Genomic DNA, 25,638 nt, shown 5'->3' with positions numbered 1-25,638 from the left:
ACGGTGCCCCCGTGCCGATTCCGAATGAGCAGCAGACGCGGAAGCGGGTGCGGGAGCTGGTCCTCGAACTGGCCCCCAACCCGGAGAAGGGCGACCAGGACGAGGTGCTCCTCGTCGAGGACCTGGAGTACCACTCCCTGGCCCTCCTGGAGCTCGCCTTCGCCCTGGAGGACGAGTTCGACCTGCCGCCGATCGACGAGCAGAGCGTGCAGAACATCCGTACCGCCGCCGACATCGAGAACCACGTGGTGCGGCAGCTGGAGAGCAAGGACGCCGAGCCGCTGGCCGCCACGACGGAGTGACGGTCCACTTCGGACCGTGTGAGGGCTGGCAACGATCGGTGGAGGTGCGGACTTGTCCGAGCACGACGAGGTCATCTGCGGGCTGAAACTGACCCACGACGGCGCGCACGCCCTCATCCGGGGCGACCGTCTGCTCTGGTCGGTCGAGGAGGAGAAGGTCGGCAACCGCCGCCGCCACGCCCGCCTCACCGACCTGAGCGGCGTGGTGGCCGAGCTGGAACGCCACGGCCTGGGCATCGGCGACATCGACGCGATCAGCGTCGACGGCTGGGTGCAGTCCGGCGACGGACGGACCGCGGCGGAGATCGAGCTGCCCGACGGCGGGCGGCAGATGATCGACCTGGCCGGCTACGCGGTCATCGCCGAGCCCGGCAACCCGCTGCCGGCCCACCCGCGCACCACCGGCAGCGGCCTGCCGCTGGGCTCGAAGACCTTCGACTACTCCAGCTACCCGCACGCCACCGGCCACGCGTTCGCCGGTTACAGCACCAGCCCGTACGCGGCGGCGGACCGGGCCGCGCTGATCCTGGTGTGGGACGGCGGCATGCCCGCCACCCTCTACCGGTTCGACCCGGCCACGCCCGCGCTGCACTCGCTCGGCGTGGTGGTCCCGATCGTCGGTGCCCTCTACCCGATCTTCGCCTCGCTGTTCCCGCCGTTCGGCGTCCCCGCCGACGAGCGCCGCCGGCTCGGCGGGCTGGGCGACTTCGCCCAGCTGGAGGCGCTGCTGCCGGTCTCCGGCAAGGCGATGGCGTACGCCTCACTGGCCCCGGCCAGCGAGGAGGCGATCACGGTGATGACCGAGCTGGCCGAGTCGATGCTGCCGATCGGCATCACCGGCGCGTTCCTCTGGAGTCATCAGGCCCGGCGCCGGCTCGCGCCGCTGCGGCTCTCGGACGCGGCGATCCTCGCCTCGTTCCAGGAGTTCCTGTTCCGGCTGCTGCTGCGCGGGCTGCGTACCGGCCCGGGCGCCGCCCACGTGCGGGCCGGCGAGCCGCTCTGCCTGTCCGGCGGCTGCGCGCTGAACATCAAGTGGAACTCCGGGCTGCGGGCCAGCGGCGACTTCAGCGACGTGTGGGTGCCGCCGTTCCCGAACGACGCCGGCTCGGCCATCGGCACCGCCTGCGCGGAGCTGTTCCGCCGCACCGGCCGCGCCGCGCTGCGCTGGTCGGTGTTCGACGGCCCGGACCTCGTCGACTCGCCGGTCCCGCCCGGCTGGACCGGCCGCCCGTGCAGCGTCGCCGAACTCGCGGAGCTGCTGCACCGCACCGGCGAGCCGGTCGTGGTGGTCGACGGCCGGGCCGAGCTGGGCCCGCGCGCCCTGGGCCACCGCAGCATCATCGCCCCGGCGCACGACCCGGCGATGAAGGACCGGCTCAACGAGATCAAGCTGCGCGAGTCGTACCGGCCGGTGGCGCCGATCTGCCTGGAGGAGCGGGCGCCGGAGGTGTTCGACCCCGGCACCCCCGACCCGTACATGCTCTTCGAGCACCACATCCGGCCCGGGTGGCGGGACCGCGTGCCGGCGGTGGTGCACGCCGACGGCAGCGCCCGGCTGCAGACCGTCGGCCCGGCCCATCCGCTGCTGTTCGAACTGCTCACCGCGTACGAGCGGCACTCCGGCATCCCGGTGCTCTGCAACACCAGCGCCAACCACCCCGGACGCGGCTTCTTCCCCGACGCCGCCTCCGCGATGCGCTGGGGCGGCGTGCCGCGGGTCTGGTCGCGGGGCCGGCTGTACACGGCGGACCGCTGACCATGGTGGCCCGTCGCGCCGACATCTCGGCGATGCTCGAGATGCTCCCGCCCTTCGCCGTGCGGGTCGCCGCCACGCTGCGGCTGTCCGACCACATCGCCGACGGTCACACCGGGCTCAAGGCGCTTGCCCGGGCCGGCGGCGCCGACCCGGACGCGCTCGGCCGGCTCCTGCGCTACCTGGTCCAGCTCGGCCTCTACACCGAGCCCGAGCCGGGCACGTACGCGGTCACCCCGGCCGGCCGGATGCTCGCCACCGCCCACCCGTCGGGCCTGCGGGCCTGGCTGGACCTGGACGGGCCGGGCGGGCGGATGGACCTGGCGCTGGCCGGGCTGCTGCACGCGGTGCGCACCGGCGAACCCGGGTACGACCGGGTCCACGGCCGCTCCTTCTGGGACGACCTGGCCGCCGACCCGGCCCGCGGTGACGCCTTCGACGCGCTGATGGCCGGCAAGTCCCGGCGCGTCGCCGCCGACCTGGCCGCCGTGGTGCCCTGGGACGGCACCCGGCACCTGGTCGACGTGGGCGGCGGTCGCGGCGCCACGATGATCGCCGTCCTGGGCGCCCACCCCGGTCTGCGCGGCACCGTGTTCGACCTGCCCGGACCGGCGGCCGGGGCGCGCGCGGCGGTGCGGGAGGCGGGCCTCGCCGACCGGTGCGACGTGGTCGCCGGCAGCTTCCTCGACGCCGTGCCCGAGGGCGACACCCACCTGCTGTTCGACATCCTGCACGACTGGGACGACGCGACCGCCGCGGCGATCCTGCGCCGCTGCGCCGCGGTGAGCCGCCGGGTGCTCGTGGTGGAGGACATCCCGGCCGGCGAACCGGACCGGTGGTCGGCCGCCGCCGACCTGAAGATGCTGACCCTCTTCGCCGGCCGCCAGCGCACCGCCGCGCAACTGGCGGCGCTGGGGGCGGTGGCCGGCCTGCGGGCCGTGCATCCGGCCGCGCCGGTGGCGCTGCCGGGCGGGTTCGCCTACGTCGAGTTCCGGCCGGGCGCCGGGGAAGGGGGTACGCCGGCATGAGCGGCTCCGAGTCCGCCGGGCACGTCCTGGTCACCGGCGCCTCCCGGGGCATCGGCCGCGCCGTCGCGGTGCACCTGGCCGGTCTGGGCTACGACGTCACCGGCTGCTACCGGCGCGACGGCGAGGACGCCGAGGCGGCCGAGGCGGAGGTCGCCGCCCACGGCGTGCGCTGCCTGTTCCAGTCCTGCGACGTGTCCGACCCGGACGCGGTCGAGGAGCTGGTGGCGCTGGCGGAGAAGAAGATCGGCCCGCTGACCGGGCTGGTCAACAACGCCGGCATCACCCGGGACGCCCCGGCCGTGCTCATGCGCGCCGACCAGTGGCGGGACGTGCTGGACGTCAACCTCACCGGCACCTGGAACCTGTGCCGCACCGTCGGGTTCCGCTTCCTCAAGCGGCGGGCCGGCGACATCGTCAACATCTCCTCGGTCGCCGGTGTCTACGGCAACGCCGGTCAGACCAACTACGCGGCGGCGAAGGCCGGCATCATCGGCCTGACCCGCTCGCTGGCCAAGGAGATGGCGCCCTACGGGTCGCGGGCCAACGTGGTCGCGCCCGGGTTCATCGACACCGACATGACCTCGGCGCTGCCGTCGAAGTCGCGCGCCAAGGCGCTCGCCGCCATCCCGCTGGGGCGCTTCGGCGTACCGGACGACGTGGCGCCGCTGGTGGCCTTCCTGCTGTCGCCCGCCGCGTCGTACATCACCGCCCAGGTCTTCCACGTCGACGGCGGGATCGTCCTGTGACGCCCGTGCCGTGCCCCACCGACCGTCGTACCAGGAGAGGAACAGTGTCATGTCGGACAAGCAAACCCACCTCGAGGAGCTGCGCGAGCTGGTCGCGGAGGTGCTCGAGGTCGAGCCGTCGGAGCTGACGGACACCGCCGACTTCCAGGACGAGTACGAGGCCGACTCGCTGCGGGCGATCGAGATGCTGGCGCGGATCGAGAAGCGCTACAAGGTGGAGATCCCGCAGCGGGAGCTGGCCGGGATGGAAAACCTCAAGGCGGTGTACGAGATCACCGCCACCTACGCGGGCTGGGACAGCTAGTGCGATGAACCGTGTCGTGATCACCGGCGTCGGGCCGGTCTCCAACATCGGCATCGGGGCCCGCGCCTTCGAGCAGGGGCTGCGCGAGGGGCGCGTGGGTGTCGGGCCGATCCGCAGCTTCGACACCACCGGCTTCCCGCGCACCATGGCCGGTGAGGTCCGCGACTTCGTCCCGGCGGACCTGCTGCGCCGGCTCGACGTCGCGGCGTGGGGCCGCTCGTCCCTGTTCGCGGCCGCCGCGGCCCGGCTCGCGGTGCGTGACGCCGGCCTGGACGTGGCGCTCGACGCCGGTGCGCTGGCACCGGACCGGGTCGGCGTGGTGGTCGGCACCACCAGCGGTGAGTCGAAGCTGACCGAGGAGTTCGGCCGGCGGGTGGTCGACGCCGGGTTCGCCGCCGTGGATCCGGCGCTGCTGGCGGGGTTGCCGGCCGGGCGGCTGGCCTTCGCCGTGAACGAGGAGCTGGGCGTGACGGGTGAGTCGGTGACGCTGGCGACCGCCTGCTCGGCGAGCAACTACGCCATCGGCTACGCGTACGACGCGATCGCCGCGGGCGACGCCGAGGTGATGCTCACCGGCGGCGCCGACTCGGTGTGCCGGTGGGCGCACGCCGGGTTCGTGCGGCTCGGTGCCGTCGCCGAGACCGCCTGCGCGCCGTTCGACCTGAACCGCTCCGGCATGGTCACCGCGGAGGGCGGCGCGATGCTGGTGCTGGAGTCCGCCGACCACGCCGCCGCGCGTGGTGCCCGGCCCTACGCCGAGGTGCTCGGCTACGCGCTGAACTGCGACGCCAGCCACATGGTCGCGCCGAACGCGGCGACCATCGCCGCGTGCATGCGCCTGGCCTTCGACAACGCCGGGATCAGCCCGTCGGACGTCGACTACGTCTGCGCGCACGGCACCGGCACCGCCGCCAACGACGCCACCGAGGCGGAGGCGCTGTTCGAGGCGTTCGACGGGAAGGTGCCGCCGGTCAGCTCGATCAAGTCGATGCTCGGCCACACCATGGGCGCGGCGAGCGCGTTCGGCGCGATCGCGTCCGCCGTCGCCATCGCCCGGGGGTTCCTGCCGCCGACGGTGAACTGGGCGTCGCCGGACCCGGCCATGTCGTGGCTCGACCCGATCCCGAACCGGGCCCGCCCCGCGCCGGTACGGGTGGCTCAGAACAACGGCTTCGCGTTCGGCGGCAACAACGCCATCGTCCTGCTCGGGGCGCCGTCGTGACCGCGCTGACGATCGCCGGCTGGGGCGTCGTGGGTCCGGCCGCGGACAGCCCGGAGGCGCTCGCCACGGCGCTCGGGGCCGCGCCGCAGCCGGTGCCGGTCACCGGCATGTACGCCGACGAACTACCTGACGCGCGGGCGCACGCCCTGGTCGGTTTCGACGTCAAGGCGCACCTGCGCCGCCGCGGCACCGCCTTCTTCGACCGGCGCACCTCGCTGACTGTGGTCGCCTGCGGCCGGGCCATCGAGGACGCCGGCCTGGTGGTCACCGACGACAACCGGGACCGGATCGGCATCGTCACCGGCACCACCGCCGGCAGCGTCAAGTCGAGCGTGGACTACGCGGCGGAGACGTTCACCCAGCAGCCGCCGTACCTGGTGAACCCGGCGCTGTTCCCGAACACCGTGATGAACTGCGCGGCCGGCCAGTCGGCCATCTGGTACAAGCTGCACGGGCCGAACGCCACCGTCGCCGGAGGGCCGCTGGCGTTCCTGACCGGGCTGCGCTACAGCGCGAACCTGTTCCGCCGGGGCCGTGCCGACGTGCTGCTGGCCGCCACGGTGGAGGAGTTCACCCCGCACGCCGCCTGGACCGTGCGGCGCACCGGCGGGACCGTCGCCGGGGAGGGCGGCGCCGCGTTCGTGTTGCGCCGCGAACCGGACGGGCCGGCCGACGGCGCCGTCCTCGCCGTGCGGGTCGGCTTCTGCCCGGCCGGGCAGTCCCGGCCCGCCGCGCTCTCCGCACTCGTCCGGGCCACGCTGGCCGAGGCCGGCGTGGACGGCGCGGACGTGACCACTGTCGCCTGCGGCCGGCGTGGCGACGCGCGCGACGACGCCGAGGTCTGGGCGGCGGTGGACGACGGGCTCGGCGGGCGCTCGCCGGCCGAGCGGCTGCACGTCGACGACGTGGTCGGGGACTGCCAGGCGGCGACCGCGGCCTGGGAACTGGCCGCGGTGCTCGCCCGGCACCGCGCCGACCCGGGCCGCGACGGCGCGTACGCGCTGCTCGTGGCGCGGACGCCGGAGGGCGGCGTCGGCGCCGCGGTGGTCCGGGGCCGGAGCCGGCGATGATCCCACCGCGACTGCACGGCCTCACCGCCGACGACCGGGACGCCACTGCGGCCGACGGCGACGGCCCGGTCGCGGTGTTCGTGCACGGCATGGAGGACGACTGCCGGGGCTGGACCGCGCTCGCCCGCAGCCTCGGCCCGCAGTGGCGGACGCTGGCGATGTGCGTGCCCTGGCACGCCGGCAACGACTACTCCTGGCGGTACGCCGGGCGGCCGGGGGAGTGGGTGGCGGCCGGGCTGTCGAAGCTGCCCGCGCCACCGACCGTCCTGGTCGGGCACTCCTTCGGCGCCAACGCGATCCTGGAGCTGCTGGCCACCAGCCCGCAGCCGCCGGCCCGCTCGGCGGTGCTGACCACGCCGTTCTACCGGCCGCACGACGCGCCGGTGACCTGGCGCGCGTTCGACAGGTCGCGGCGGATCTTCCAGCGCCAGATCAGCGACGGGCTGCGCTCGCGGCTGACCGCCCGCAAGACATCACTGGAACCCGACATCCTCGAATCGATGCTCGAACGGGCGTGGGAGCGCACCGGCCCGAGCGCGTTCCTGGCGGTCTTCGAGCAGTACCTGGCCAGCGGCCACCTGCCGGTGCAGACGGTGGAGATCCCGGTGCTGGTGGTCGGCGGCGAACGCGATCCCGGGCTCAACCGGGACCACCTGCGGGCGCTCACCGACCGGCTGCCGCTGGGCCTGCTCGCCTGCGAACCCGACTACGACCACTTCTGCCACCGGCGACACGCCCACCGGCTCGGCCGGTCGATCGACCGGTTCGCCCGGTACGGCACCGACGCGGAGAGGCCGGCCCGATGACACCGACGACACAGCCGCGCGTGCACTTCTCCTTCCGCAGCCCGTTCAGCTGGCTGGCGATCACCGTCCTGCGCCGGCGGGTGCCGGACCTGGACGACCGGGTCACCTTCGTGCCGTTCTGGAACCCGGACGCGGTCACCGAGGCGGCGCTGCGGGAACGTGGCGCGGAGCTGCACTACGCCCAGATGAGCAAGGCGAAGCACCTCTACATCCTGCACGACACCAAACGGCAGGCGGCCCGCGTCGGCGTGCCGATGCGCTGGCCGATCGACGACGACCCGTGGTGGGAGCTGCCGCACCTGGCCTGGCTGGCTGCCCGCCGCGCCGGCCGGGCCCGGCAGTTCTACGAGGCGGCGTGCGCGGCCCGCTGGGAGCGCGGCGAGGACATCTGCACCGTCGAGGCGGTCGAGCGCATCGCCCGGGAGGCCGGGCTCGATCCCGGACCGGCGGCCCGGGCCACCGACGACCCGCTGATCCGGGCCGAGGCGGTCGACTGCCTGGAACAGGCGTACCACGACGACATCTTCGGCATCCCGTACTTCCGGATCGGCCGGCACCGGTTCTGGGGACTGGACCGGGTGGACGACTTCGCCGCCGAGCTGGAACACCCCACCCCGGTGCGGCGGCCCGCCCCGGCCGGCGCGGCCCGGCGGATCGGGGCGTACGACACCGACACGGCGGGAGGCTGCGGATGACCGCGAGCGCACGGGAGTCGGCGCGACTGTTCGACCCGTTCGACCCCGCCGTCCTGGCCGACCCGTACCCGGCCTACGCGCGGCTGCGCGACCACGACCCGGTCAGCTACCTGCCCGAGTACGACGTGTGGATGGTGACCCGGTACGACGACGTGGTCGCCATCGCCCGCGACCCGGCCCGGTTCTCCTCGAAGATCGGCATGAGCCCGGACTTCGCGGTCGCCGGTGGCCCGCAGACCGGCGTCAGCTACCGCATCGGCGCGCCGTCGGTGCGGGTGCTCATCGCCACCGATCCGCCCGAGCACCAGATCTTCCGGCGCGCCGTGGCGGGCGCCTTCACCCCCGCCTCGGTGACCGCGGCGACGCCCCGGATCCGCGCGCTGGCCCGCGAACGCGTACGGGTGCTGCGGGAACGCAGCGAGGCCGGGTGCGGCGACTTCTTCACCGACCTGGCCGAGCCGCTGCCGGTGCTCGTGCTCGCCGACCTGCTCGGCGTTCCGGCGGACATGCACGAGGAGTTCCGGGACTGGTCCACAGTCATCACCAAGGACCTCGACCAGGCGTCCGGGCCGCCCCGGGTGGGCCGGGGGATCGAGATGTTCCGCTACTTCAGCCGTCAGCTCCGCCGCGCCACGCCGGGCCGGGCCAACCTGTTCGACGCGATCGCCACGGCCCGCTCCGCCGGGGTGTCCGAGCAGGAGCTGCTGGCGTTCTGCGCGTTCCTGCTCGTCGCCGGCATCGAGACCACCACGAACCTGCTGACCAACCTGATGGCCGCGCTGCTGCGCTTCCCCGGGCTGCAGGACCGCATCCGCGACGACCCGGGCCTGGTGCCGACCGCCGTGGACGAGGCGATCCGCTACGACACCCCCGTCCAGGCGCTGTGGCGGGGCACCCGCGAGCCGGTGGAGCTGCACGGACGTACGCTGCCCGCCGACGCCCGGGTGCTGCTGGTCTGGGGCGCGGCCAACAGAGACGGCCGCCGGTTCGACCAGCCGGACGAGTTCCGGCCGGACCGCCGCCCCAACGACCACGTCGGCTTCGGCGCGGGCCCGCACTTCTGCCTCGGCGCGCGGCTGGCCACCGCCGAGGTCGCGGCGGTGCTGCACGAGCTGTTCGCCGCCGCGATCCGGGTGGAGCCGGCCGGGGAGCCGGTGCTGACCCGCAGCCTCGTGCTGCGCGGCCGGACCAGCCTGCCGGTGCGGTTGGTGCCCCGGTGACCCCGCCCGACCGCGACCCGGTCGTCGTCGAGGCGGTCCGCACCCCGATCGGCCGCCGCCGGGGCGCGCTCAGCGGCGTCCACGCCGCGGTCCTGCTGCGCCACGTGCTGCTGGCCGTGCTGGAGCGCACCGGCGTCGCGCCCGCGGACGTCGACCAGATCATCGGCGGCTGCGTGACCCAGGTCGGCGAGCAGGGCCTCAACGTGACCCGCAACGCGTGGCTGTCCACCGGCCTGGACCACCGGGTCGCGGCGACCACGGTGGACGTGAGCTGCGGCTCGGCCCAGCAGGCCAACCACCTGGTCGCAGCGCTCATCCACGCCGGGGCCATCGACGTCGGCATCGCCTGCGGGGTGGAGTCGATGAGCCGGGTGCCGGTGGGCAGCAACTTCACCGGCGCGGCCGACTTCCGCACCGAGGACTACCCGTGGGACGACCCGCCCCGGCTGCAGTTCGGCGGGGCCGAGCGGATCGCCGCACGGCAGGGACTCACCCGTGACCAGCTCGACGCGTACGGCCTGCGCTCGCAGCGGCGGGCCGCCGCGGCCTGGGCCGCCGGGCACTTCGACCGCGAGGTCGTGCCGGTGCCGGTGCCCGGCGGCCCACCGGTCGCAGTCGACGAAGGGCTGCGCGCCTCCACCCCGGAAGGGCTGGCCGCGCTGCGCCCCACTGTCGACGGCGGCCTGCACACCGCCGGCACCACCTCGCAGGTCTCCGACGGCGCCGCGGCGGTGCTGTGGATGTCGGCCGGCCGGGCCCGGGCGCTCGGCCTGCCGGCCCGCGCCCGGCTGACCCACCAGGTGGTGACCGGCGCCGACCCGTACTACCTGCTCGACGGCCCGGTGGAGGCCACCGGCCGGATCCTCGCCCGGGCCGGGATGAGCCTCGGCGACATCGACAGGTACGAGGTCAACGAGGCGTTCGCCGCCGTGGTGCTGTCCTGGGCCGGGCGCCTCGGCGCGGACCTGGACCGGGTCAACGTCAACGGCGGGGCCATCGCGCTCGGGCACCCGATGGGCGCCACCGGCGCACGGCTGGTCACGACCGCGCTGCACGAGCTGGAACGCACCGGCACGGAGCTGGCCCTGATCACCATGTGCTGCGGCGGCTCGCAGGGCACCGCCTCGATCCTGCAGCGCTGCTGACGGGCACACACGTACCCGGCCGGACCGCAGTGGAGGGAGCACCAGGATGCGGATGGGAGTGTTCGTCGGCGACTTCACCGGTCCCGGCGGGACGGCGGCGCTGGGCGAGCGGCTCGCCGCGTTCGCCGTACGGGCCGAGCGGGCCGGCGCGGCGAGCCTCTGGCTCAACGACCACCTGTTCCAGATCCCCATGTTCGGCGGCGAGGACGACCCGGTGCCGGAGTCCTGGACGGCGCTGGCGTTCGTCGCGGCCCGGACCAGCCGCATCGAGCTGGGCACGCTCACCACCTCGGCGACGTACCGGCACCCGGGCGTGCTGCTCAAGACCGTCGCCACGCTGGACGTGCTCAGCGGGGGGCGGGCCTGGCTCGGCATCGGGCCGCCCTGGCACGAGCGGGAGCAGCGGGACATGGGCATCCCGGTCGGGTCGTGGCCGGAGCGCTTCGCCCGGCTGGAGGAGATCCTGCGGCTGACCCGGCAGGTGTGGGACGGCGACACCGCCCCGTTCACCGGCGAGCACTACCGGCTCGACCGGCCCCGGCTGTGCCCGCCGCCGCTGCGCCGCCCGCCGATCCTGGTCGGCGGCGCGCACGAGCGGCGGGTGCTGCGGCTCGTCGCCCGCTACGCCGACGCCTGCAACCTGTTCGAGGCGGGCGGGCTGCCGATGCTGCGGCTCAAGCTGGACCTGCTGCGGCGCAACTGCGAGCAGGCCGGCCGTCCCTACGACGACATCCTGCGGACCACGTTCGGCGCGCTGCGCGCCGAGGACGTGGCCGACCCGCGGGCGGCGCACCGGCGGTTCCAGGACCTCGCGGAACTCGGTGTCGACGTGGCCGTCGTGGACCTGGGCGCGGACGCCGACGAGCGCCGGTTCGAGCTGTTCGCGGCGCTGGCCGAGGCGGTCGCGCCGCTCGGCCGCACCCAGCCGGCCGCTGTGCCGGCGCACATCGTTGTTCCGGCCGTACCGGCGTTGGCAGACTGACCCGGCGACGGCCGATCCGCACGCGTGTCGAATGTGGAGGAACGTCAAATGACCTCGACCACCCCCGTGACGATCGACGCCCTCAAGGCGGCCCGGGAACTGGCGCCGACGATCGCGGACCGGGCCGCCGAAGGCGAACGCCTCGGCTGCGTACCCCCCGATCTGCTGGACCGGATCTCCCGGGCCGGGCTGATCGACCTGATGCTGCCGCAGGCGTTCGGCGGCCTCGAACTCGACCCGATGGCCGTGGTGGACGTCATCACCGAGCTGTCCCGCGCGGACGGCTCGGTCGGCTTCACCATCCTCAGCCTCAACGCCACGTTCTTCGTCGCCTGGCTGGAGCCGGATGTCGCCCGCTCGGTGCTGGCCGACCGGCCGCGCGCCATCGCCACCGTGTTCGCGCCGCTGGGCAAGGCGACGCCGGATCCGGGCGGCGGGCTGGTCGTGGACGGCCGCTGGCCGTTCAACAGCGGCTGCCGCAACGCCTCCTGGTTCGCCAACGGCGTGATGGTGATGGACGGCGACAAGCCGGCCGTCGTCCCGCCCGGGCGCCCCGACTGGCGGCTGGTCTTCGTCCCGGCCGCGGACGTCGAGGTGCTCGACACCTGGGACGTCGCCGGGCTGCGCGGCACCGGCAGCAACGACGTGCGCATGACCGGCGTACGGGTGCCGCCGGAGTACACCGCGAACCCGATCTTCGAGTCGGCCAAGCTGGACGGGACCATCTTCCGCTGGTCCTTCTTCGCGCTCATGGGCGTGCTGTTCGCCGGGTTCCCGCTGGGCATCGCCCGCCGCGCGATCGACGAGTTCGTCACCGTGGCGCCGCACAAGTCGCGGGGCAGCCGCCCGCTGGCCGAGGAGCAGTCGGTCCAGCTGACCGTCGCGCGGGCCGAGGGGCAGTTGCGCTCCGCGCACGCGTACGTGCAGGACACGCTGGGCCGGGCGTGGGACCGTACGCTCGCCGGCGACGAGATGACCATGGACGACCGGGTCGCGGTGCGGCTGGCCACCGGCAACGCCATGCGCGCCGGGACCGCCGCCGTCGACTCGATCTTCCGGCTGGCCGGGGGCAGCGCCCTCTACAACCGGTCGCCGCTGCAACGCTGCTGGCGCGACATCAACGCCGGCAGCCACCACGGCTACTTCTCCGAGTACCACGAGACCCGCGTGGGTCGGGCGCTGCTCGGCGTGCCGGTGCCGGACCCATGGATGATGTGACGACGGACGGGCGCCGGCCGTGGACCGGCCGGTGGATCTGGTGCCAGGACACCGGCATCCGCCGCACCGGCGAGTTCCAGAGCATCCCGGAGGTCGACGAGCGGGTCCACGACCGGCGGGTGCTGTTCCGGCGCGAGTTCACGCTCGACCGGGTGCCCGGGCGGGCGCCCATGCGGATCACCGCCGACTCCCGGTACGTGCTGTGGGTCAACGGGGTGGAACTGGCCCGCGGCCCGGCCCGCAGCCATCCGCGCCGCCTGCTCCACGACACCGTCGACGTGGCCCCCGCGCTGCGGCCCGGCGTCAACGTCGTCGGGGTGCTGGTGCGGTTCTACGGCGAACCGACCGCCTGGTGGATGCCGGCGGTGCCGACGTTCAGCCACGGCGCCGGGGTGCTCGTCGCCGAGGTCGACCTGCCCGGCGGCGTCCTCGGCACCGACCGGACCTGGCGCTGCCGGGTGAGTGACGCGTGGACGCGCCAGCGCCCGTCCGGTCTCGGCCAGGCCCGCCCGGAGGTGCTCGACGGCCGCCGGCTCGACCCGGACTGGCTGCGGCCCGGCCACCCGGACGAGGGCTGGTCGGCGCCCCGCGTGGTCACCGCCCTGCACCTCGGTGGCATCGGCCGGGCGGTCCCGCCCACCGACCCGTACGGGCCGATGCCGCCGCGTGTCACCGCGCCGCCGGCCGTGACGCCGAGGACCCCGGCGGGGCTGCGGCGGCACCGGCCCGGCACGCCCGGTGAGCCGGTGACGCTGCCCCTGACCGTCGACCTGGACGCCGGATCGCCGGAGGTGCTCACCGCCGACTTCGGCCGCGTCGTCGCCGGCACGCTGGCGCTGCGGCTGACCGGCCCGGCCGGCGTGGTCGCAGACGGCTCGCTCGGCGAACGCCTGGACGGCGAGGGCGCGCCGGCACCGCCGAGCGCCGCGTTCTCCTACACGCTGCGCGGGCACGCCGACACGTTCGAGACCGCCGACCCGGGCGGCGGCCGGTACGCGGTGCTGCGCCTGACCGGGTCCGGCCGGGTCACGGTGGACGCCGTCACCGTGTCCGAACGGCTGCGCCCACGGCCGGCCGGCCCGTTCTTCACGTGCAGCGACCCGCTGCTGGACGAGATCCACCGGGTCGGCCTGCGGACCGTCGACCTGACCGCGCAGGACGCGTACATCGACTGCCCGACCCGGGAGCAGCGCGCCTGGACCGGCGACTCGGTGGTGCACCAGGCCGTGGACCTGGTCACCAACCCGGACTGGCGGCTGGCCCGCTGGCATCCGCGCCTGGCCGCCGTCCCCGGCCCGGACGGGCTGCTGCCGATGGCGGTGGCCTGCGACTTCGAGCACCGCGCCACCACCACCATCCCGGACTGGTCGCTGCACTGGATCCGGTCGGTACGCAACCTGTGGTGGTGGGCCGGCGACCGGGACGAGGTGGCCGCGCTGCTGCCGGTGGCCGAGGGCGTGCTGCGCTGGTTCGCCGAGTTCGCCCGCGACGGGCTGCTCACCGACGTCACCGGCTGGGTGCTGCTGGACTGGGCCAGCGTGCAGGGACGCGGCGCCGGCGCGGTGCTCAACGGGCTGTGGGGACGTGCCCTGACCGACTTCGCCGAGATGGCCGCGTGGCTCGGCGACCACGGCCGGGCCCGCTGGGCGCGCGCGCAGCACCGCCGCCTCGCCGAGGCGTACCGGATCTTCTTCGACCCCGCGCGCGGCGGCTACCGGGACTGGGCGCACGACGGCGTGGCCGGTCCGGGCCTCAGCGACCACGCCGCCGCGGCGGCAGTCGTCGGCGGCCTCGTCCCGGCCGCGTCGCGGGCCGCGGTGCTGCGGTTCCTGCTCGCGCGGGAGGACCGGGTGACCAGCGCGTGGTCCTTCGGCGTCATGCCGCTGCGGGCCGCGATGGGCCCGCCGCCACCGGACTGGGACGTGGACCGCCAGGTGGTCGCGGCACAACCGTTCTTCCGGTACGTGGTGCACGACGCGGTCGCCGCGCTCGGCGGCGCGGAGCACGTGGCCCGGCTGTGCCGGGACTGGCGGGCGCTGCTGACGGAGGAGACGGACACCTGGCCGGAGACCTGGTCGGGCGGCTCGCTCTGCCACGGCTGGTCCGCCACGCCGAGCCGGGACCTGCCGCTGTACACGCTCGGCGCGGGCCCGGCGGCACCCGGCTTCGCCCGGGCCCGGGTCGCGCCGCGCCTGGGTGACCTGGACTGGGCGCGCGGGGCGGTGCCGACGCCGCACGGCCCGCTCACTGTCGACGTGGGCACGGAGGTGACGGTGGAGTCCCCGGTGCCGGTGGAGATCGACGTGGGCGGCGTCCGGCACCACCGGCCGCCCGGCCGGTGGACGGTCCCGGCGGGACGGGAACACGACCCGGACCGCCCCGGCGCCGCGGTGACGGCATGACCGGCGAACCGGCGGGCGCGCGGGCCAACGGCACCCGGCTGACCGTCGCCAACGGCCGGCGGCCGGCCACCGACGCCGCCCCGGCCGCGCGTCCCGTCCCCGTGGAACGGGCCGACGCGCTGCTGTCCGCCGTCGCCGACCTGGTCGGACCGCGCGCCGACCCGCTCGGCGACGCGCTCGCGGCGGTGCTCGACGCGGCCCGCGACCTCGTCGAGGTGGCGGCCCGGTGGCCGGCCGGCTCCACCCCGGGGGCCGAGTCGCACGAGCGCCTCCGGCAGGCCCACGGCAGCGCCCGCGCCGCGTGCAGCGTCTGCTGGTACGCGGTGGTCGAGGTGGGCGACCAGGTCCGCCGCGCGGACGGCGGCCGTCCGGCTCAGTAGCCGGGCGGGGCCGTGTAGCCGCCGGTCAGCTCGTGCACCGCCGCGGCGAAGGCCAGCGTGCCCCGGTCACCCCAGCGCGGCCCGATCACCTGCACCCCGACCGGCAGCCCGGCCGCGGTACGGCCCACCGGCACGGCGGTGGCGGGCAGCCGGGCCAGGCTCGCCAGGCTCGCCCACACCAGCTGCCCGGCGTACGGCGCCGGTCGGCCGTCCACTGTGAGCTGCCGGGCCAGCGGGGGAGCGTCGGTCTGGTGCGGGTACGCCGGAAGCGGCGCGGACGGGGTGATCACCAGGTCCACCCGCTCGAAGACCGCCTGCCACGCGGCGGCCGACCGCGCCTGCCGCTCGGCGCTGCGGTGCCAGGCCCGGTACGGCTGGGCGAGGCCCCGGGCGAGCCGCACCACCGGGCGGTCGTCGTCGGGGCGGGCCCGGCGGGCGATCCGGGCCAGCTTGGCGAAGTCGGCGTCGGAGAAGTCGGTGCTGAGCACACCCAGCAGCAGTTCCAGGTAGATCTCGTAGGACTCGTAGAACGGCCGGGGCGGCCGGAGCCGGTCCTCGACCAGCGCGCCCGCGCCGGCCAGGCGGGCCACGAACTCCCGGAGCACCCGCAGCGTCTCCCGGTCGGTGCGCATCAGCGGGTTGTCCAGCCAGACCGCGATCCGGCAGCCGCTGATCCGCCGCGTCGCCGGGGGCGCCGGGGGCAGCGTCCCGCCCGGTACGCCGCCCGCGTCGTCGCCCACCAGCACGCCCAGCGCCAGGTCGAGGTCGGCCGGGTGCCGGGCCATCGGGCCGACAGCGCCCAGCGGCGACGCGCCGAGCGTGCCGGGCGGCCCGGGGATGTGCCCCCGGGTCGGCACCGCCGAGAAGGTCGGCAGGTGCCCGTACACGCCGCAGAAGTGGCTCGGCAGCCGGATCGACCCGGCGATGTCGCTGCCCAGCTCCAGCGGGGTGAGGCCGGCCGCGAGCGCGGCGGCGGAGCCGCCCGAGGACCCGCCGGCGGTACGCCCGGGATCCCACGGGTTACGGGTCAGCCCGTACACCGGGTTGTCGGTCTGGAAGTCGCCCGCGTACGGCGGCACGTTGGTCTTGCCGACCACGACGGCGCCGGCGGCGCGCAGCCGGGCGACCGCCTCGGCGTCGCGGTCCGGCCGGTGCCCGGCCAGCTCGGGCGCGCCCGCGGTGGTCACCAGACCGGCGGTCTCGAACACGTCCTTCACCGTCATCGGCAGGCCGTGCAGCGGGCCGCGGGGCTCCCCGGCGGCGCGTGCCCGGTCGGCGGCTGCCGCTGCCGCGAGCGCCCGGTCCCGGTCCACCGCCACCACCGCGTTGACGGCCGGGTTGAGCCGCTCGATCCGGTCCAGGTGGGCCCGGACCAGGTCGGCGCTGGACACGGCGCCGGCGTCGAGGGCGCGCAGCAACGCGGTCGCGCTCACCGTGGCCAGGTCCTCCATCGCACCTCCCGGCCGCACCCGCGCCGACTGCGCCGGCCGCACGGGCTGGGTACGGTCGTGGCACCGTACCGCCCGGCCGGTCGACTGCGGACCGGTCGCAGTTGCGCGGCGTCCTGAACGCTTGTGCGGCGGCGGCGCGGCGGGCGACGCTGCCGGGGACACCGCGAGCGTGCTCCGGGCGGGCAACGGGCCTCGTTACGGGGCGGCCGCCGCAGCGTCCACGCGTGCATCCGTGGCGATCGTCGCCTGCCCACAGGGGAGACTGGCATGACTTCCGCTCCGACCAGGTCGACCACCTCGAAGACTCCACCGGGGTCGAACGCGCCGCGGTTCGTACAGACCGCGTCGTTCGTCCGGGGTCCGATCGACTACCTCGACCAGAACCACCGCAAGTACGGCGACATCTTCACGGTGTCGCTGATCGGCATGCCGCCGATCGTGTACGTCGCCAACCCGGACCTCGCCCGCCAGGTGTTCGCCACCGACCGCAGCGTCGGCAACGCCGGCCGTACCCGGCAGGACTTCCTGCAGCGGATGGTGGGCGACTACTCCATCCTGGTGCTCGACGGCGACGAGTGGCTGCGGCAACGCAAGATGATCGGGTCGGCGTTCCACACCCGCTACCTGCAGAGCTACCAGGAGGAGATCCGCCGCATCGCGGTCGAGTCGGTCGCCACCTGGCCGGTCGGCACGCCGTTCCCGGTCCGGCCCAAGATGCAGACCATCGCGTTGGACGTGCTCCTGCGCGTCGTGTTCGGCATCCGCGACCTCGAACGGGTCGCCCAGCTGCGGGAGATGCTGCCCCGGCTGACCGCGTCGGCATCCAGCATGGAGACGCTGGCGTTCGTGCTGTCCCGCTCGGCGTGGGCCGGCATCGAGCCGATCTTCCGCAAGATCCCGGGCAGCGCGGCGGCCCGGTTCACCCAGGCGCGCGCGGACTGCGACGCGATCCTCTACGACGAGATCCGGCGGCGGCGGGCCGAGCCGGACAACGCCGAGCGCAAGGACATCATGTCCCAGCTGCTGCGCGCCGCGGACGACCAGGGCACGCCGATGACCGACCTGGAGCTGCGCGACGCGCTCATGACGCTGCTGGAGGCGGGATACGAGACGACCGCCGCGGCGATGGCCTGGGTCTTCGAGCGGCTCGTCCGTCACCCCGACGTCTACCGGCGACTGCTGGAGGAGACCAAGGACGGCGACGAGACGTACCTGGAGGCCGTCATCAAGGAGACCATGCGGACCCGGCCGATCGTGCCGGTGATGCCGCGGGCGCTGTCCGGCCCGCTGGAGATCGGCGGCTACACGGTGCCGGGCGGCTGGTGGGTCGCGCCGTCGGTGCCGCTGCTGCACGGCCGGGAGGAGTCGTTCGAGTCGCCGGAGGAGTTCCGGCCGGACCGCTTCCTCGGCGAGGACGTGCCGAAGGCGGCGTTCCTGCCGTTCGGCGGCGGCCGGCGGCACTGCCTGGGCGCGCAGTTCGCCATGATCGAGATGAAGGCGGTCATCCCCGAGGTGATCAAGCGGATGGACCTGCGCCGCCCCGACGGCGCCGGTCCGGAGGCGCAGAAGACCTCGCACGTGCTGCTCACCCCGTCCGAGGGGGCGACTGTCGTGGCCGAGCCGCGTAGGCAGGCGGCGAGCGCCTGAGGCGTACCGATCGACCGGGCCGGCCCTCGACGAGGGCCGGCCCGTCCCTGTCGGCGGTCGGCCCGGGAACGCGCCCGACGGCCCGGGGCGCGCCTGACGGCGCGACCGTGCGCCCGACGGCGCGGCCGGATGCGGTCGAAGGCTCAGCGGCCGGCGGCGGCTCAGCGGCCGGCGGCGGCGACCAGGCGGCGCAGCGGCGCGTCCGGGTCGGCCAGGACGCGCCCGGCCAGCTCCGCGTAGCGGCGGACGAAGTCCTGCGCCCAGGCCGGCTCGAACTGGTCCTCGGCGTAGGACAGCCGGGCGTCGAACCGGTCGGCGCGGGGGATGACGGTCAGGCTCAGGCCGAAGCGGCTCAGCCCCTGGCTGGGCCGGAACGTGTCGATCTCCAGCCCGTTGCGCACCGCGGTCGGCGACCAGGAGTCCGGCGCCCGGTCCGGCAGCATCTGGAAGACCACGTCGTTGACCCGGCCGCCGGCCTCGCGCAGCGCCGGCACCGGCACCGTCTGGTAGGGCACGCCCTGGTGCACGACGGCGTCCAGGACGGTACGGCGGGTCGCGGCGAGCAGGTCGCGGAACGAGCCGCCGTCGGCCAGCCGGGTGCGCAGCACCAGCATGTTGGCGAAGAAGCCGACGGTCAGCTGCACCTCCGGCCGGGTGCGGTTGGCGAACAGCGAGGCCACCGCCAGATCGTCGGCGCCGGTCTCGGTGTGCAGCAGCAGGTAGTAGAGGCCGAGCATCACCGGGAACAGCGTGGTCCGCTCGGCCTTGGCGAACGCGCGCAGCGCCGCCGCGTCCGCGTCGCCGAACTCGTGCAGCGCCAGCCCGGGGCGCGGCGCGCCCTGACCGGGGCGCCGCGCGGGCAGGTCGGGCACCCGCATCCCGTCGAGCTTGGCGGCCCAGTAGTCGTGGTCGGCGCGCAGCTGCCCGGAGGCGCTCTGCTCGTGCTGCCAGGCGGAGAACTGCCGGTACTGCCACCCGACCGGTGCCGGCGGCGCGCCGTCGCCGAGCAGCGCGATCACGTCGTTGATCAGCACCCCGCAGGACCAGGCGTCGGAGACCAGGTGGTGCATGTTGGCGCAGAGCACGTGGTCGTCGGCGCCGATCCGCCAGGCGTGCCAGCGCACCGGGGCCTGCTCGACGGCGATCGGGGCGCGCAGCTCCTCGGCGTACTGCCGCTGGACCTCCGCCTCCGCGCCGGCCGGCAGCTCGGTCCACTCGACCCGGGTCGGGCCGGGCTCGTGGACGCGCTGGACCAGGTCGCGCCCGCGCCGGTGCAGCGTGGTGCGCAGCGACTCGTGCCGCCGCATCAGGATGTCGACGGTGCCGGCCAGCTTGCCGGGGTCGAGCGGCCCGCGGATGCGGAAGCCGGCCGGGCAGTTGACCGACGCCGTCTCGGCTCGGTAGTGCGCCAGGAACCACATCAGCCGCTGACCGATGGAGGCCGGGATCTCCGTGTACGACATGGCGAGGAGTCTATGGGCGTATCTGCTATCTGCGCTCTACTGCCGGTCCGGACACTCGTGGTAGTCCTAACCCATGTCTGAGGATGCGATCGAACACCGGACCCGGGTCATCGTCGTCGGCGCCGGCTACGCCGGGCTCACCGCGGCGCTCTTCCTGGCCTGGCGCGGTGTGCCGGTGACCCTCGTCGAACGCCATCCGAGCACCTCGGTGCAGCCGAAGGCCTTCGGCATCGTGCACCGCAGCATGGAGCTGCTGCGCCAGATCCCCGGCCTGGAGGAGAAGATCCTCGCCGCCGACGTCATCGACTTCGTCAACGAGGCCCACATCACCATCGCCACCGACATGAAGGACCCGGACCCGGAGGTCCTGCTGGCCGGCAACGACGACACCATGTCGCGGCTGATCCGGCTGACCCCGGCCGGGTTCGGCGCTCTGCCGCAGTCCAAGATCGAGGCGATCCTGCGCCGCACCGCCGAGGAACTCGGCGGCGACCTGCGCTTCTCCACCCGGCTTGAGTCCTTCGACGAGGACGACGACGGCGTGGTGGCCACCCTCGTCGACCTGCCCACCGGGCGCCGCTACCGGGTGGCCGCCGATTACCTGGTGGCCGCCGACGGCTGGCAGGCGCCGGTCCGCGAGTGGCTGGAACTGCCCACGCACGGCGTCGGCGAGCTGTGGCGGTGCCGGACCATCCTCTTCGACGCCGACCTGACCGAGCTGCTGGCCGGGCGCAAGGCGCTGCTGACGTACTTCAAGAACGACGAGTTCACCGGCCTGTACGCGTACCTGGAGAACGCCCGCGAGGTGTTCGGTGTCTCCGGCGCCCACCTGCTCGGCATCAACTACTTCATCGAGCGCGGCGAGAGCGACGACGACTTCACCGACGAGCGCTGCGTGGAGCTGGTCCGCAAGGCCATGGTGGAGCCGGACCTGGAGGTGACCATCACCGACCAGTCCACGTTCGTCATCGCCCACCGGGTCGCCGACCGGATGCGCGAGGGCCGGGTGTTCCTGGCCGGCGACAGCGCGCACGTCATGCCGCAGACCGGCGGCCTGGGCGGCGCCACGGCGATCCAGGACGGCTACGACATCGCCTGGCGCATCGCCGCCGTCGTCGCCGGATACGCCGGGCCGAACCTGCTCACCGGCTACGACGCCGAGCGGCGGCCGGTGGGGGAGTCGACCGCCAACCGGCAGCTGCACCGCCTCTCCGAGCGGATGGCGCCGCAGCTCAAGACGTTGCAGTTCGCCGAGGAGGTGAGCCCGGTCTGGGAGCACCTGGGCTACCGGGTCCACTCGCCGTTCGTCAGCACCGAGCCCGACGACGACGGCGACCTGCTGGAGGACCCGGAGCTGGCGCAGGCCCGGCCGGGCAGCCGCGCGCCGCACGTGCCGGTCCGGCACGGCGACCGGGAGATCTCGCTGCTGGACCTGTTCGGCCGCGACCACGTGCTGCTGCTCGGCTCGCCCGGCACGCCGTGGCGGGCCGCCGCCGAGAAGCAGGCCGCCGCGCTGGGCGTGCCACTGCCGGTGTACGCCTTCGGCGCCGACCTGACCGACCACACCGGCGAGGCGGCACGCCGCTACGACCTCGGCCCGGACACCGCCGTCCTGGTCCGGCCGGACGGCTACGTGGTGTGGCGGGCCCTGTCCCGGCCCGACGACCCGGAACGGGCGCTGCGCGACGCCCTCACCACCGTCCTCGGCCGCGCTCCCGAGCCGGTCGAGCCGCCGCAGTGGTCCGAGCCGGCGCTGCGACGCACCGCGATCCGGTTCTTCTCCAACATCCGCCGCTGACGTGAGCCGGATCGCCGTCGTCGGGGCCGGCATGGCGGGCCTGGCCGCCGCGTTGTTCTGCGCCCGCCGGGGCCACGAGGTGACGCTGCTGGAACGCGACGCCGCCGCGCCGCCGGACGGCGCGGGCGCGGACCGGTGGTTCACCGACTGGCACCGGCCGGGCCTGCCGCAGGGACGGCACTCGCACAAGTTCCTGGCCCGGTCGTGCCGGGTGCTGGCCGAGGAGGCGCCGGACGTCCTGGACGACCTCGTCGCGGCCGGCGCGGTGCGGGTACCGGTCAGCCGCCTGCACACCGGGCCGCCGCCGGTCGACGAGTTCGCGCTCGCCGCCCGGCGGCTGATGCACGAGGCGGTGCTGCGCCGCGCCGTCGGACGCGAACCGACCGTACGGCTGCGACCCGGTGCGACCGCCCGCGCACTGGTCACCGGGAGCCCGGACGGCGGCGTGCCGACGGTGGACGGCGTCCGGCTCGACTCCGGCGAGGTGGTGTCCGCCGACCTCGTCGTGGACGCCGCCGGACGGCACGCCCGGCTGCTCGACTCGATCGAGGTGCGCCGCCCGCCCGCGCTGGTGCATCCGTGCGGGTTCGTCTACCTGACCCGGCACTACCGGCTGCGGCCCGGCGCCGAGCTGCCACCGCTGGACCGGCCGCTCGCGATGAGCCTCGGGTACGCCGCCACGCTCGCGTTCCCGGCCGACAACGGCACCTTCTCGCTGTCGGTGACGCTGTCCGACCAGGACGAGCTGCGCCACGCGCTGCGCCGCCCGGCCACGTGGGACCGGTTCATCGCCGCGGTGCCGCACACCCACCGGTGGGCCCGCCGGGGCGTACCGCAGGGGCCGGTGCGCACCATGTCCGGCATCGCCAACCGCTGGCAGCGGATGCACGACGACGACGGACCGGCGCTGGCCGGGCTGGTCCTGCTCGGCGACGCCGCCCTCCAGACGAACCCGACCTACGGCCGGGGCGTCTCGATCGCGTTCCTGCACGCCCAGCAGCTCGCCCGCACCCTGGACACGGCCGGTGACCCGGGCTCGGCGGCGTTCACCGACGCGTTCGAGGCGTGGACCGCCCGCAACCTCGGCGTGTGGTACCGCACCCAGGTCACCGCCGACACCGCGGGCCTGCGGCGGATGGCGGCCGGGCTGCGCGGCCAGCCGCCGCCGGTGTCCGACGACCCGTTCGCCCGCTTCATGGCCGGCATGGAGGTGCTGGCCGGGCGGGACGAGGTCGTCGCCCGCGCGCTCGGCCGCATGGCGCACCTGCTCATCACACCCGCCCAGCTGCTCGGCGACCGTGACGTGGTGCGCCGGGTGACCGGGTTCCTCGACGGCCGGACCGTCACCGACGACGCCGTCGAGGGACCGGCCCGGCGGGAGTTCGAGGCGATAGTCGCCGCCTGAGCCGCGACCGGACGGCACCTTCGGAGGCCACCATGGACGCACGACCCGCCCGGACCGACGCTCCCGCCCGCTGCCCGGTGACCGGCGCCGCGGACTTCGAGCCGTTCGGCCCCGCCTACAACGCCGAAGCCGGGGCGAGTCTCGCCGGGGCGCGCGCCGAGCGGCCGGTCTTCCACCACCCCGGCCTCGACTACTGGATCGTCACCCGGTACCGGGACGTGCGTGCCGTGTTCGGCGACCCGGACACGTTCTCGGCCGCCAACGCGATGGACCCGTACCGCCCGCTGTCCCGTCCCGCCCTGCGCGAGCTGGTCCGGCGGCGGTTCACCGGCGGCCCGGTGCTGGCGAACGAGGACGAGCCGGTGCACCTGCGGCGGCGGCGCCGGCTCGCCAGGCCGTTCACCCGGCGCCGGGTGCAGCGGCTGGAACCGCGGGTGCGCGTGCTCGTCGGCGAGCGGATCGACGCGTTCGCCGGCCGGGGCCACGCCGACCTGGTGGCCGAGCTGCTGTGGGAGGTGCCCGCCCTGGTCGTCGCCGTCTTCATGGGCGTACCGGACGAGGACCTGGCCGAGGTGCGCGGCTACTCGGTGTCCCAGGCCGTGTTCAACTGGGGGCTGCCCACCGACGACGAGCAGGTGGCCGCGTGCGACGTGATGGGCCGGTACTGGCAGTACGCCGCCCGCCTGGTGAGCGGGCTCAAGGAGACCGGCGGCCGGGGCGCCGGCTGGATCGCCCACGCGGTCCGCGCCCAGGCCCGCAACCCGGAGCTGTTCAGCGACTCGTACCTGCAGTCGCTGGTGCTCAACGGCACCACCGCGGCGCACGAGACCACGGCGTCCGGCGCGGCCAACGCGGTGCGGACGCTGCTGGAGACGCCGGGCGCGTGGGCGGCGCTGTGCGCCGACCCGGCCGGCATCCCGGCCGCGGTGGAGGAGTGCCTGCGGCTGCGGCCCCCCGTCGTCGCCTGGCGGCGCCGGGTGGTCCGCGACACCGTCCTGGGTGGCGTGCCGCTGCCCGCCGGGGCCCGGCTGCTGCTGGTGACGGCGTCGGCCAACCGGGACGCCGAGATGTTCGCCGACCCGGACACGTTCGATCCGGCGCGGCGCGGCGTGCGCCGGCACCTGGCGTTCGGCGACGGCAACCACGCCTGCCTCGGCGCGCACCTGGCCCGGCTGCAACTGCGTGTCGTCCTGGAGGAACTGACCCGCCGCCTGCCCGCGCTGGAACTGGTGCCCGGCCAGGACTTCGGCCACGCCCCGAACACCTCGTTCCACGGACCTGAACGGCTGTTGGTGCGCTGGCCCGCGTCGTAGCGTTCGGGCATGACGGAGAATGCGGTCGGCATCTACCCGTGTCTGCTGTACCGGGATGCCGAAAAGGCGATCGAATGGCTGGTCGAGGCGTTCGGGTTCACCAAGAACGTGGTGTTCCCCGGCCCCGAGGGGACCATCGCGCACGCCGAGCTCGGCTGGCGCGGCTCAGCGGTGATGGTCAATTCCGTCGGCACCGGCACCCGCCTGGCCACCGAGGTCGGGCAGGGTGGCCTCTACCTCGTGGTGGACGACCCGGACGCGCACCACGCCCGCGCCGTCGCGGCCGGCGCGGAGATCATCCGGGAACTCAAGGACGAGGACTTCGGGACGTCCCGCGGGTACGCCGCCCGGGACCCCGAGGGCAACGTCTGGATCATCGGCACCTATCAGCCCGGCAGCACCCCGGCCCCGGCCTAGCGGCTCACGAACGGGTCGGCTGCACCTGGCGGGGTGCCATCGCGGCGCCCCGCCGGGTGGAGGTGCTCAGCATCTGCTGCATCCCCGCCGCCACCAGCCGGCCGTCCGGCGCCCAGACCTGGGCCGCCCCACCCAGCACGCCCCGGTGCGACGCCACCCCGGCCGCGTTCACCAGCAGCCACTCGTCACCCGGGGCGCTGTCGTGGAACGCCACGTACAGGTCGATGCTCGGGGCGAACAACTGCGTCTCCAGCTCCGGGAACGCGTTCATCACCGCCGGCCACTGGAGACTGTCCACCAGGATCACCGAGCGGCAGGCGTCCAGCCACGGGTCGTCGAAGGTGGCCTGCGGCTGGAACCGGGCCCAGCTGAACGCCACCGGCGCCGGCGTCTCCAGCGTGGTCCGCCCGGCCAGCTCCCGCAGCGTGACGCAGTCGTGCCAGGGCGGCACGCCCCGCCCCTCCGCCTCCAGCAGCTCCCGCAGGTCGGGCAGCTCCTCCGGACCGGGCACCTCGGGCATCGGCGTCCACGGCCCGTCCGGGCCGGTGAGCCCGTCGTGCGCCGCCCACACCATGGCCTCCAGCACCGGCCGGCCGAACTGCGTCATGGACACCCGGGCCGCCGCCGCCCGGCGGGTCGCCCGCAACGTCACCACCGCGAGGTCGACGTAGCCGAACCGGGGCGGGCTCAGGAACTGGCAGGACAGGCTCGCCGGCCGGGGCAGGGACAGGGTCTGCTGGGCGGCGCGCAGCGCCACCGCGGCCAGGTAGCCGCCGTTCGGGCCCATCAGCGCCCAGTCCGAGCACAGCTTCGCCCGGAACAGGCCGTCGCCGGCCGGTTCGATGGTGGTGTCCTCGGCGAGGTGGCCCAC

At 75.0% G+C, this 25,638-nt stretch carries 23 protein-coding genes; 20 read left to right on the top strand and 3 right to left on the bottom strand.

Annotation, left to right across the window (positions count from 1 at the left end; translation table 11 throughout):
- The first annotated feature begins 11 nt into the window (after positions 1-11).
- Genes OC439_RS18410 through OC439_RS18340 form a run of 15 tightly spaced genes read left to right on the top strand, consistent with a single transcriptional unit; the run spans position 12 to position 15,273 of the window.
- Positions 12-302: a phosphopantetheine-binding protein gene (locus OC439_RS18410; protein ID WP_216933389.1), complete on the top strand. Its 291-nt coding sequence runs from the start codon at positions 12-14 to the stop codon at positions 300-302.
- Positions 303-354: 52 nt separating this feature from the next.
- Entirely contained in the window at positions 355-2,058 is a 1,704-nt protein-coding gene (locus OC439_RS18405; protein ID WP_262014493.1) for a carbamoyltransferase N-terminal domain-containing protein, read from the top strand.
- A 2-nt stretch (positions 2,059-2,060) separates the two neighbouring features.
- On the top strand, positions 2,061-3,083 hold the full coding sequence (locus tag OC439_RS18400) for a methyltransferase (RefSeq protein WP_262014492.1): 1,023 nt from the start codon (positions 2,061-2,063) through the stop codon (positions 3,081-3,083).
- The gene (gene fabG, locus OC439_RS18395) at positions 3,080-3,829 is read left to right on the top strand and encodes a 3-oxoacyl-[acyl-carrier-protein] reductase (RefSeq protein ID WP_262014491.1); all 750 of its coding nucleotides are present in this window, start codon (positions 3,080-3,082) and stop codon (positions 3,827-3,829) included. The genes OC439_RS18400 and fabG overlap by 4 nt, the downstream gene beginning before the upstream one ends.
- Positions 3,830-3,878: 49 nt before the next feature.
- Entirely contained in the window at positions 3,879-4,133 is a 255-nt protein-coding gene (locus tag OC439_RS18390; RefSeq protein ID WP_135239705.1) for an acyl carrier protein, read from the top strand.
- 4 nt (positions 4,134-4,137) lie between these two features.
- A complete protein-coding gene (locus OC439_RS18385; protein WP_262014490.1) occupies positions 4,138-5,355 on the top strand; it encodes a beta-ketoacyl-[acyl-carrier-protein] synthase family protein in 1,218 nt (405 codons plus the stop codon).
- Positions 5,352-6,425 (top strand): beta-ketoacyl synthase N-terminal-like domain-containing protein, encoded by a 1,074-nt coding sequence (locus OC439_RS18380; RefSeq protein WP_262014489.1) that lies wholly within the window; start codon positions 5,352-5,354, stop codon positions 6,423-6,425. Before OC439_RS18385 ends, OC439_RS18380 begins: the two co-directional genes overlap by 4 nt.
- Positions 6,422-7,231: an alpha/beta fold hydrolase gene (locus OC439_RS18375; protein WP_135239708.1), complete on the top strand. Its 810-nt coding sequence runs from the start codon at positions 6,422-6,424 to the stop codon at positions 7,229-7,231. Before OC439_RS18380 ends, OC439_RS18375 begins: the two co-directional genes overlap by 4 nt.
- Entirely contained in the window at positions 7,228-7,926 is a 699-nt protein-coding gene (locus tag OC439_RS18370; RefSeq protein WP_262014488.1) for a 2-hydroxychromene-2-carboxylate isomerase, read from the top strand. Before OC439_RS18375 ends, OC439_RS18370 begins: the two co-directional genes overlap by 4 nt.
- Positions 7,923-9,146 (top strand): cytochrome P450, encoded by a 1,224-nt coding sequence (locus OC439_RS18365; protein ID WP_135239710.1) that lies wholly within the window; start codon positions 7,923-7,925, stop codon positions 9,144-9,146. Before OC439_RS18370 ends, OC439_RS18365 begins: the two co-directional genes overlap by 4 nt.
- Positions 9,143-10,291, top strand: coding sequence for a steroid 3-ketoacyl-CoA thiolase (locus OC439_RS18360; RefSeq protein ID WP_262014487.1), 1,149 nt, complete (start codon positions 9,143-9,145; stop codon positions 10,289-10,291). The genes OC439_RS18365 and OC439_RS18360 overlap by 4 nt, the downstream gene beginning before the upstream one ends.
- 46 nt (positions 10,292-10,337) lie before the next feature.
- Entirely contained in the window at positions 10,338-11,273 is a 936-nt protein-coding gene (locus OC439_RS18355; RefSeq protein ID WP_262014486.1) for a TIGR03560 family F420-dependent LLM class oxidoreductase, read from the top strand.
- A gap of 48 nt (positions 11,274-11,321) precedes the next feature.
- Positions 11,322-12,491: an acyl-CoA dehydrogenase family protein gene (locus OC439_RS18350; protein ID WP_262014485.1), complete on the top strand. Its 1,170-nt coding sequence runs from the start codon at positions 11,322-11,324 to the stop codon at positions 12,489-12,491.
- Positions 12,479-14,893 (top strand): hypothetical protein, encoded by a 2,415-nt coding sequence (locus tag OC439_RS18345; RefSeq protein ID WP_262014484.1) that lies wholly within the window; start codon positions 12,479-12,481, stop codon positions 14,891-14,893. Before OC439_RS18350 ends, OC439_RS18345 begins: the two co-directional genes overlap by 13 nt.
- A complete protein-coding gene (locus OC439_RS18340; protein ID WP_262014483.1) occupies positions 14,890-15,273 on the top strand; it encodes a hypothetical protein in 384 nt (127 codons plus the stop codon). Before OC439_RS18345 ends, OC439_RS18340 begins: the two co-directional genes overlap by 4 nt.
- Here OC439_RS18340 and OC439_RS18335 read toward each other — a convergent pair.
- Entirely contained in the window at positions 15,267-16,724 is a 1,458-nt protein-coding gene (locus tag OC439_RS18335; protein WP_262014482.1) for an amidase, read from the bottom strand. The genes OC439_RS18340 and OC439_RS18335 overlap by 7 nt on opposite strands.
- Positions 16,725-16,991: 267 nt before the next feature.
- On the opposite strand from OC439_RS18335, the gene OC439_RS18330 reads away from it, so the two are divergent.
- Entirely contained in the window at positions 16,992-18,371 is a 1,380-nt protein-coding gene (locus OC439_RS18330; RefSeq protein ID WP_262014481.1) for a cytochrome P450, read from the top strand.
- A gap of 161 nt (positions 18,372-18,532) precedes the next feature.
- On the opposite strand, the gene OC439_RS18325 is transcribed toward OC439_RS18330, so the two are convergent.
- The gene (locus tag OC439_RS18325; RefSeq protein ID WP_262014480.1) at positions 18,533-19,834 is read right to left on the bottom strand and encodes a condensation domain-containing protein; all 1,302 of its coding nucleotides are present in this window, start codon (positions 19,832-19,834) and stop codon (positions 18,533-18,535) included.
- A gap of 73 nt (positions 19,835-19,907) precedes the next feature.
- Here OC439_RS18325 and OC439_RS18320 point away from each other — a divergent pair, with 73 nt between their 5' ends.
- The 4 genes from OC439_RS18320 to OC439_RS18305 are packed head-to-tail and all read left to right on the top strand — an operon-like array spanning position 19,908 to position 24,767.
- The gene (locus OC439_RS18320; protein WP_262014479.1) at positions 19,908-21,632 is read left to right on the top strand and encodes an FAD-dependent oxidoreductase; all 1,725 of its coding nucleotides are present in this window, start codon (positions 19,908-19,910) and stop codon (positions 21,630-21,632) included.
- A 1-nt stretch (position 21,633) separates the two neighbouring features.
- Positions 21,634-23,037: an FAD-dependent oxidoreductase gene (locus tag OC439_RS18315; protein WP_262014478.1), complete on the top strand. Its 1,404-nt coding sequence runs from the start codon at positions 21,634-21,636 to the stop codon at positions 23,035-23,037.
- A 32-nt stretch (positions 23,038-23,069) separates the two neighbouring features.
- Positions 23,070-24,350, top strand: a complete 1,281-nt coding sequence (locus OC439_RS18310) for a cytochrome P450 (protein WP_262014477.1) — start codon at positions 23,070-23,072, stop codon at positions 24,348-24,350.
- Positions 24,351-24,359: 9 nt separating this feature from the next.
- The gene (locus tag OC439_RS18305) at positions 24,360-24,767 is read left to right on the top strand and encodes a VOC family protein (protein WP_135239722.1); all 408 of its coding nucleotides are present in this window, start codon (positions 24,360-24,362) and stop codon (positions 24,765-24,767) included.
- Between the two features lie 4 nt (positions 24,768-24,771).
- On the opposite strand, the gene OC439_RS18300 is transcribed toward OC439_RS18305, so the two are convergent.
- Complete coding sequence (locus OC439_RS18300; RefSeq protein ID WP_194800071.1) at positions 24,772-25,638, bottom strand: acyl-CoA thioesterase; 867 nt, start codon at positions 25,636-25,638, stop codon at positions 24,772-24,774.

The organism is Micromonospora sp. Mcm103 (genome assembly GCF_024519755.1).
GTDB classification, from domain to species: domain Bacteria; phylum Actinomycetota; class Actinomycetes; order Mycobacteriales; family Micromonosporaceae; genus Micromonospora; species Micromonospora aurantiaca.
The sequence above is the reverse complement of the archived record's forward strand: the minus strand, read 5'-3'. Positions and strand labels throughout refer to the sequence as shown.

Excerpts from the sequence above, each read along its gene's own strand:
- OC439_RS18400 (WP_262014492.1), top strand. The coding sequence starts at position 2,061 with ATGGTGGCCCGTCGCGCCGACATCTCGGCGATGCTCGAGATGCTCCCG.
- fabG (WP_262014491.1), top strand. The coding sequence starts at position 3,080 with ATGAGCGGCTCCGAGTCCGCCGGGCACGTCCTGGTCACCGGCGCCTCC.
- OC439_RS18390 (WP_135239705.1), top strand. The coding sequence starts at position 3,879 with ATGTCGGACAAGCAAACCCACCTCGAGGAGCTGCGCGAGCTGGTCGCG.
- OC439_RS18385 (WP_262014490.1), top strand. The coding sequence starts at position 4,138 with ATGAACCGTGTCGTGATCACCGGCGTCGGGCCGGTCTCCAACATCGGC.
- OC439_RS18375 (WP_135239708.1), top strand. The coding sequence starts at position 6,422 with ATGATCCCACCGCGACTGCACGGCCTCACCGCCGACGACCGGGACGCC.
- OC439_RS18370 (WP_262014488.1), top strand. The coding sequence starts at position 7,228 with ATGACACCGACGACACAGCCGCGCGTGCACTTCTCCTTCCGCAGCCCG.
- OC439_RS18365 (WP_135239710.1), top strand. The coding sequence starts at position 7,923 with ATGACCGCGAGCGCACGGGAGTCGGCGCGACTGTTCGACCCGTTCGAC.
- OC439_RS18355 (WP_262014486.1), top strand. The coding sequence starts at position 10,338 with ATGCGGATGGGAGTGTTCGTCGGCGACTTCACCGGTCCCGGCGGGACG.
- OC439_RS18350 (WP_262014485.1), top strand. The coding sequence starts at position 11,322 with ATGACCTCGACCACCCCCGTGACGATCGACGCCCTCAAGGCGGCCCGG.
- OC439_RS18345 (WP_262014484.1), top strand. The coding sequence starts at position 12,479 with ATGGATGATGTGACGACGGACGGGCGCCGGCCGTGGACCGGCCGGTGG.
- OC439_RS18340 (WP_262014483.1), top strand. The coding sequence starts at position 14,890 with ATGACCGGCGAACCGGCGGGCGCGCGGGCCAACGGCACCCGGCTGACC.
- OC439_RS18335 (WP_262014482.1), bottom strand. The coding sequence starts at position 16,724 with ATGGAGGACCTGGCCACGGTGAGCGCGACCGCGTTGCTGCGCGCCCTC.
- OC439_RS18330 (WP_262014481.1), top strand. The coding sequence starts at position 16,992 with ATGACTTCCGCTCCGACCAGGTCGACCACCTCGAAGACTCCACCGGGG.
- OC439_RS18325 (WP_262014480.1), bottom strand. The coding sequence starts at position 19,834 with ATGTCGTACACGGAGATCCCGGCCTCCATCGGTCAGCGGCTGATGTGG.
- OC439_RS18320 (WP_262014479.1), top strand. The coding sequence starts at position 19,908 with ATGTCTGAGGATGCGATCGAACACCGGACCCGGGTCATCGTCGTCGGC.
- OC439_RS18310 (WP_262014477.1), top strand. The coding sequence starts at position 23,070 with ATGGACGCACGACCCGCCCGGACCGACGCTCCCGCCCGCTGCCCGGTG.
- OC439_RS18305 (WP_135239722.1), top strand. The coding sequence starts at position 24,360 with ATGACGGAGAATGCGGTCGGCATCTACCCGTGTCTGCTGTACCGGGAT.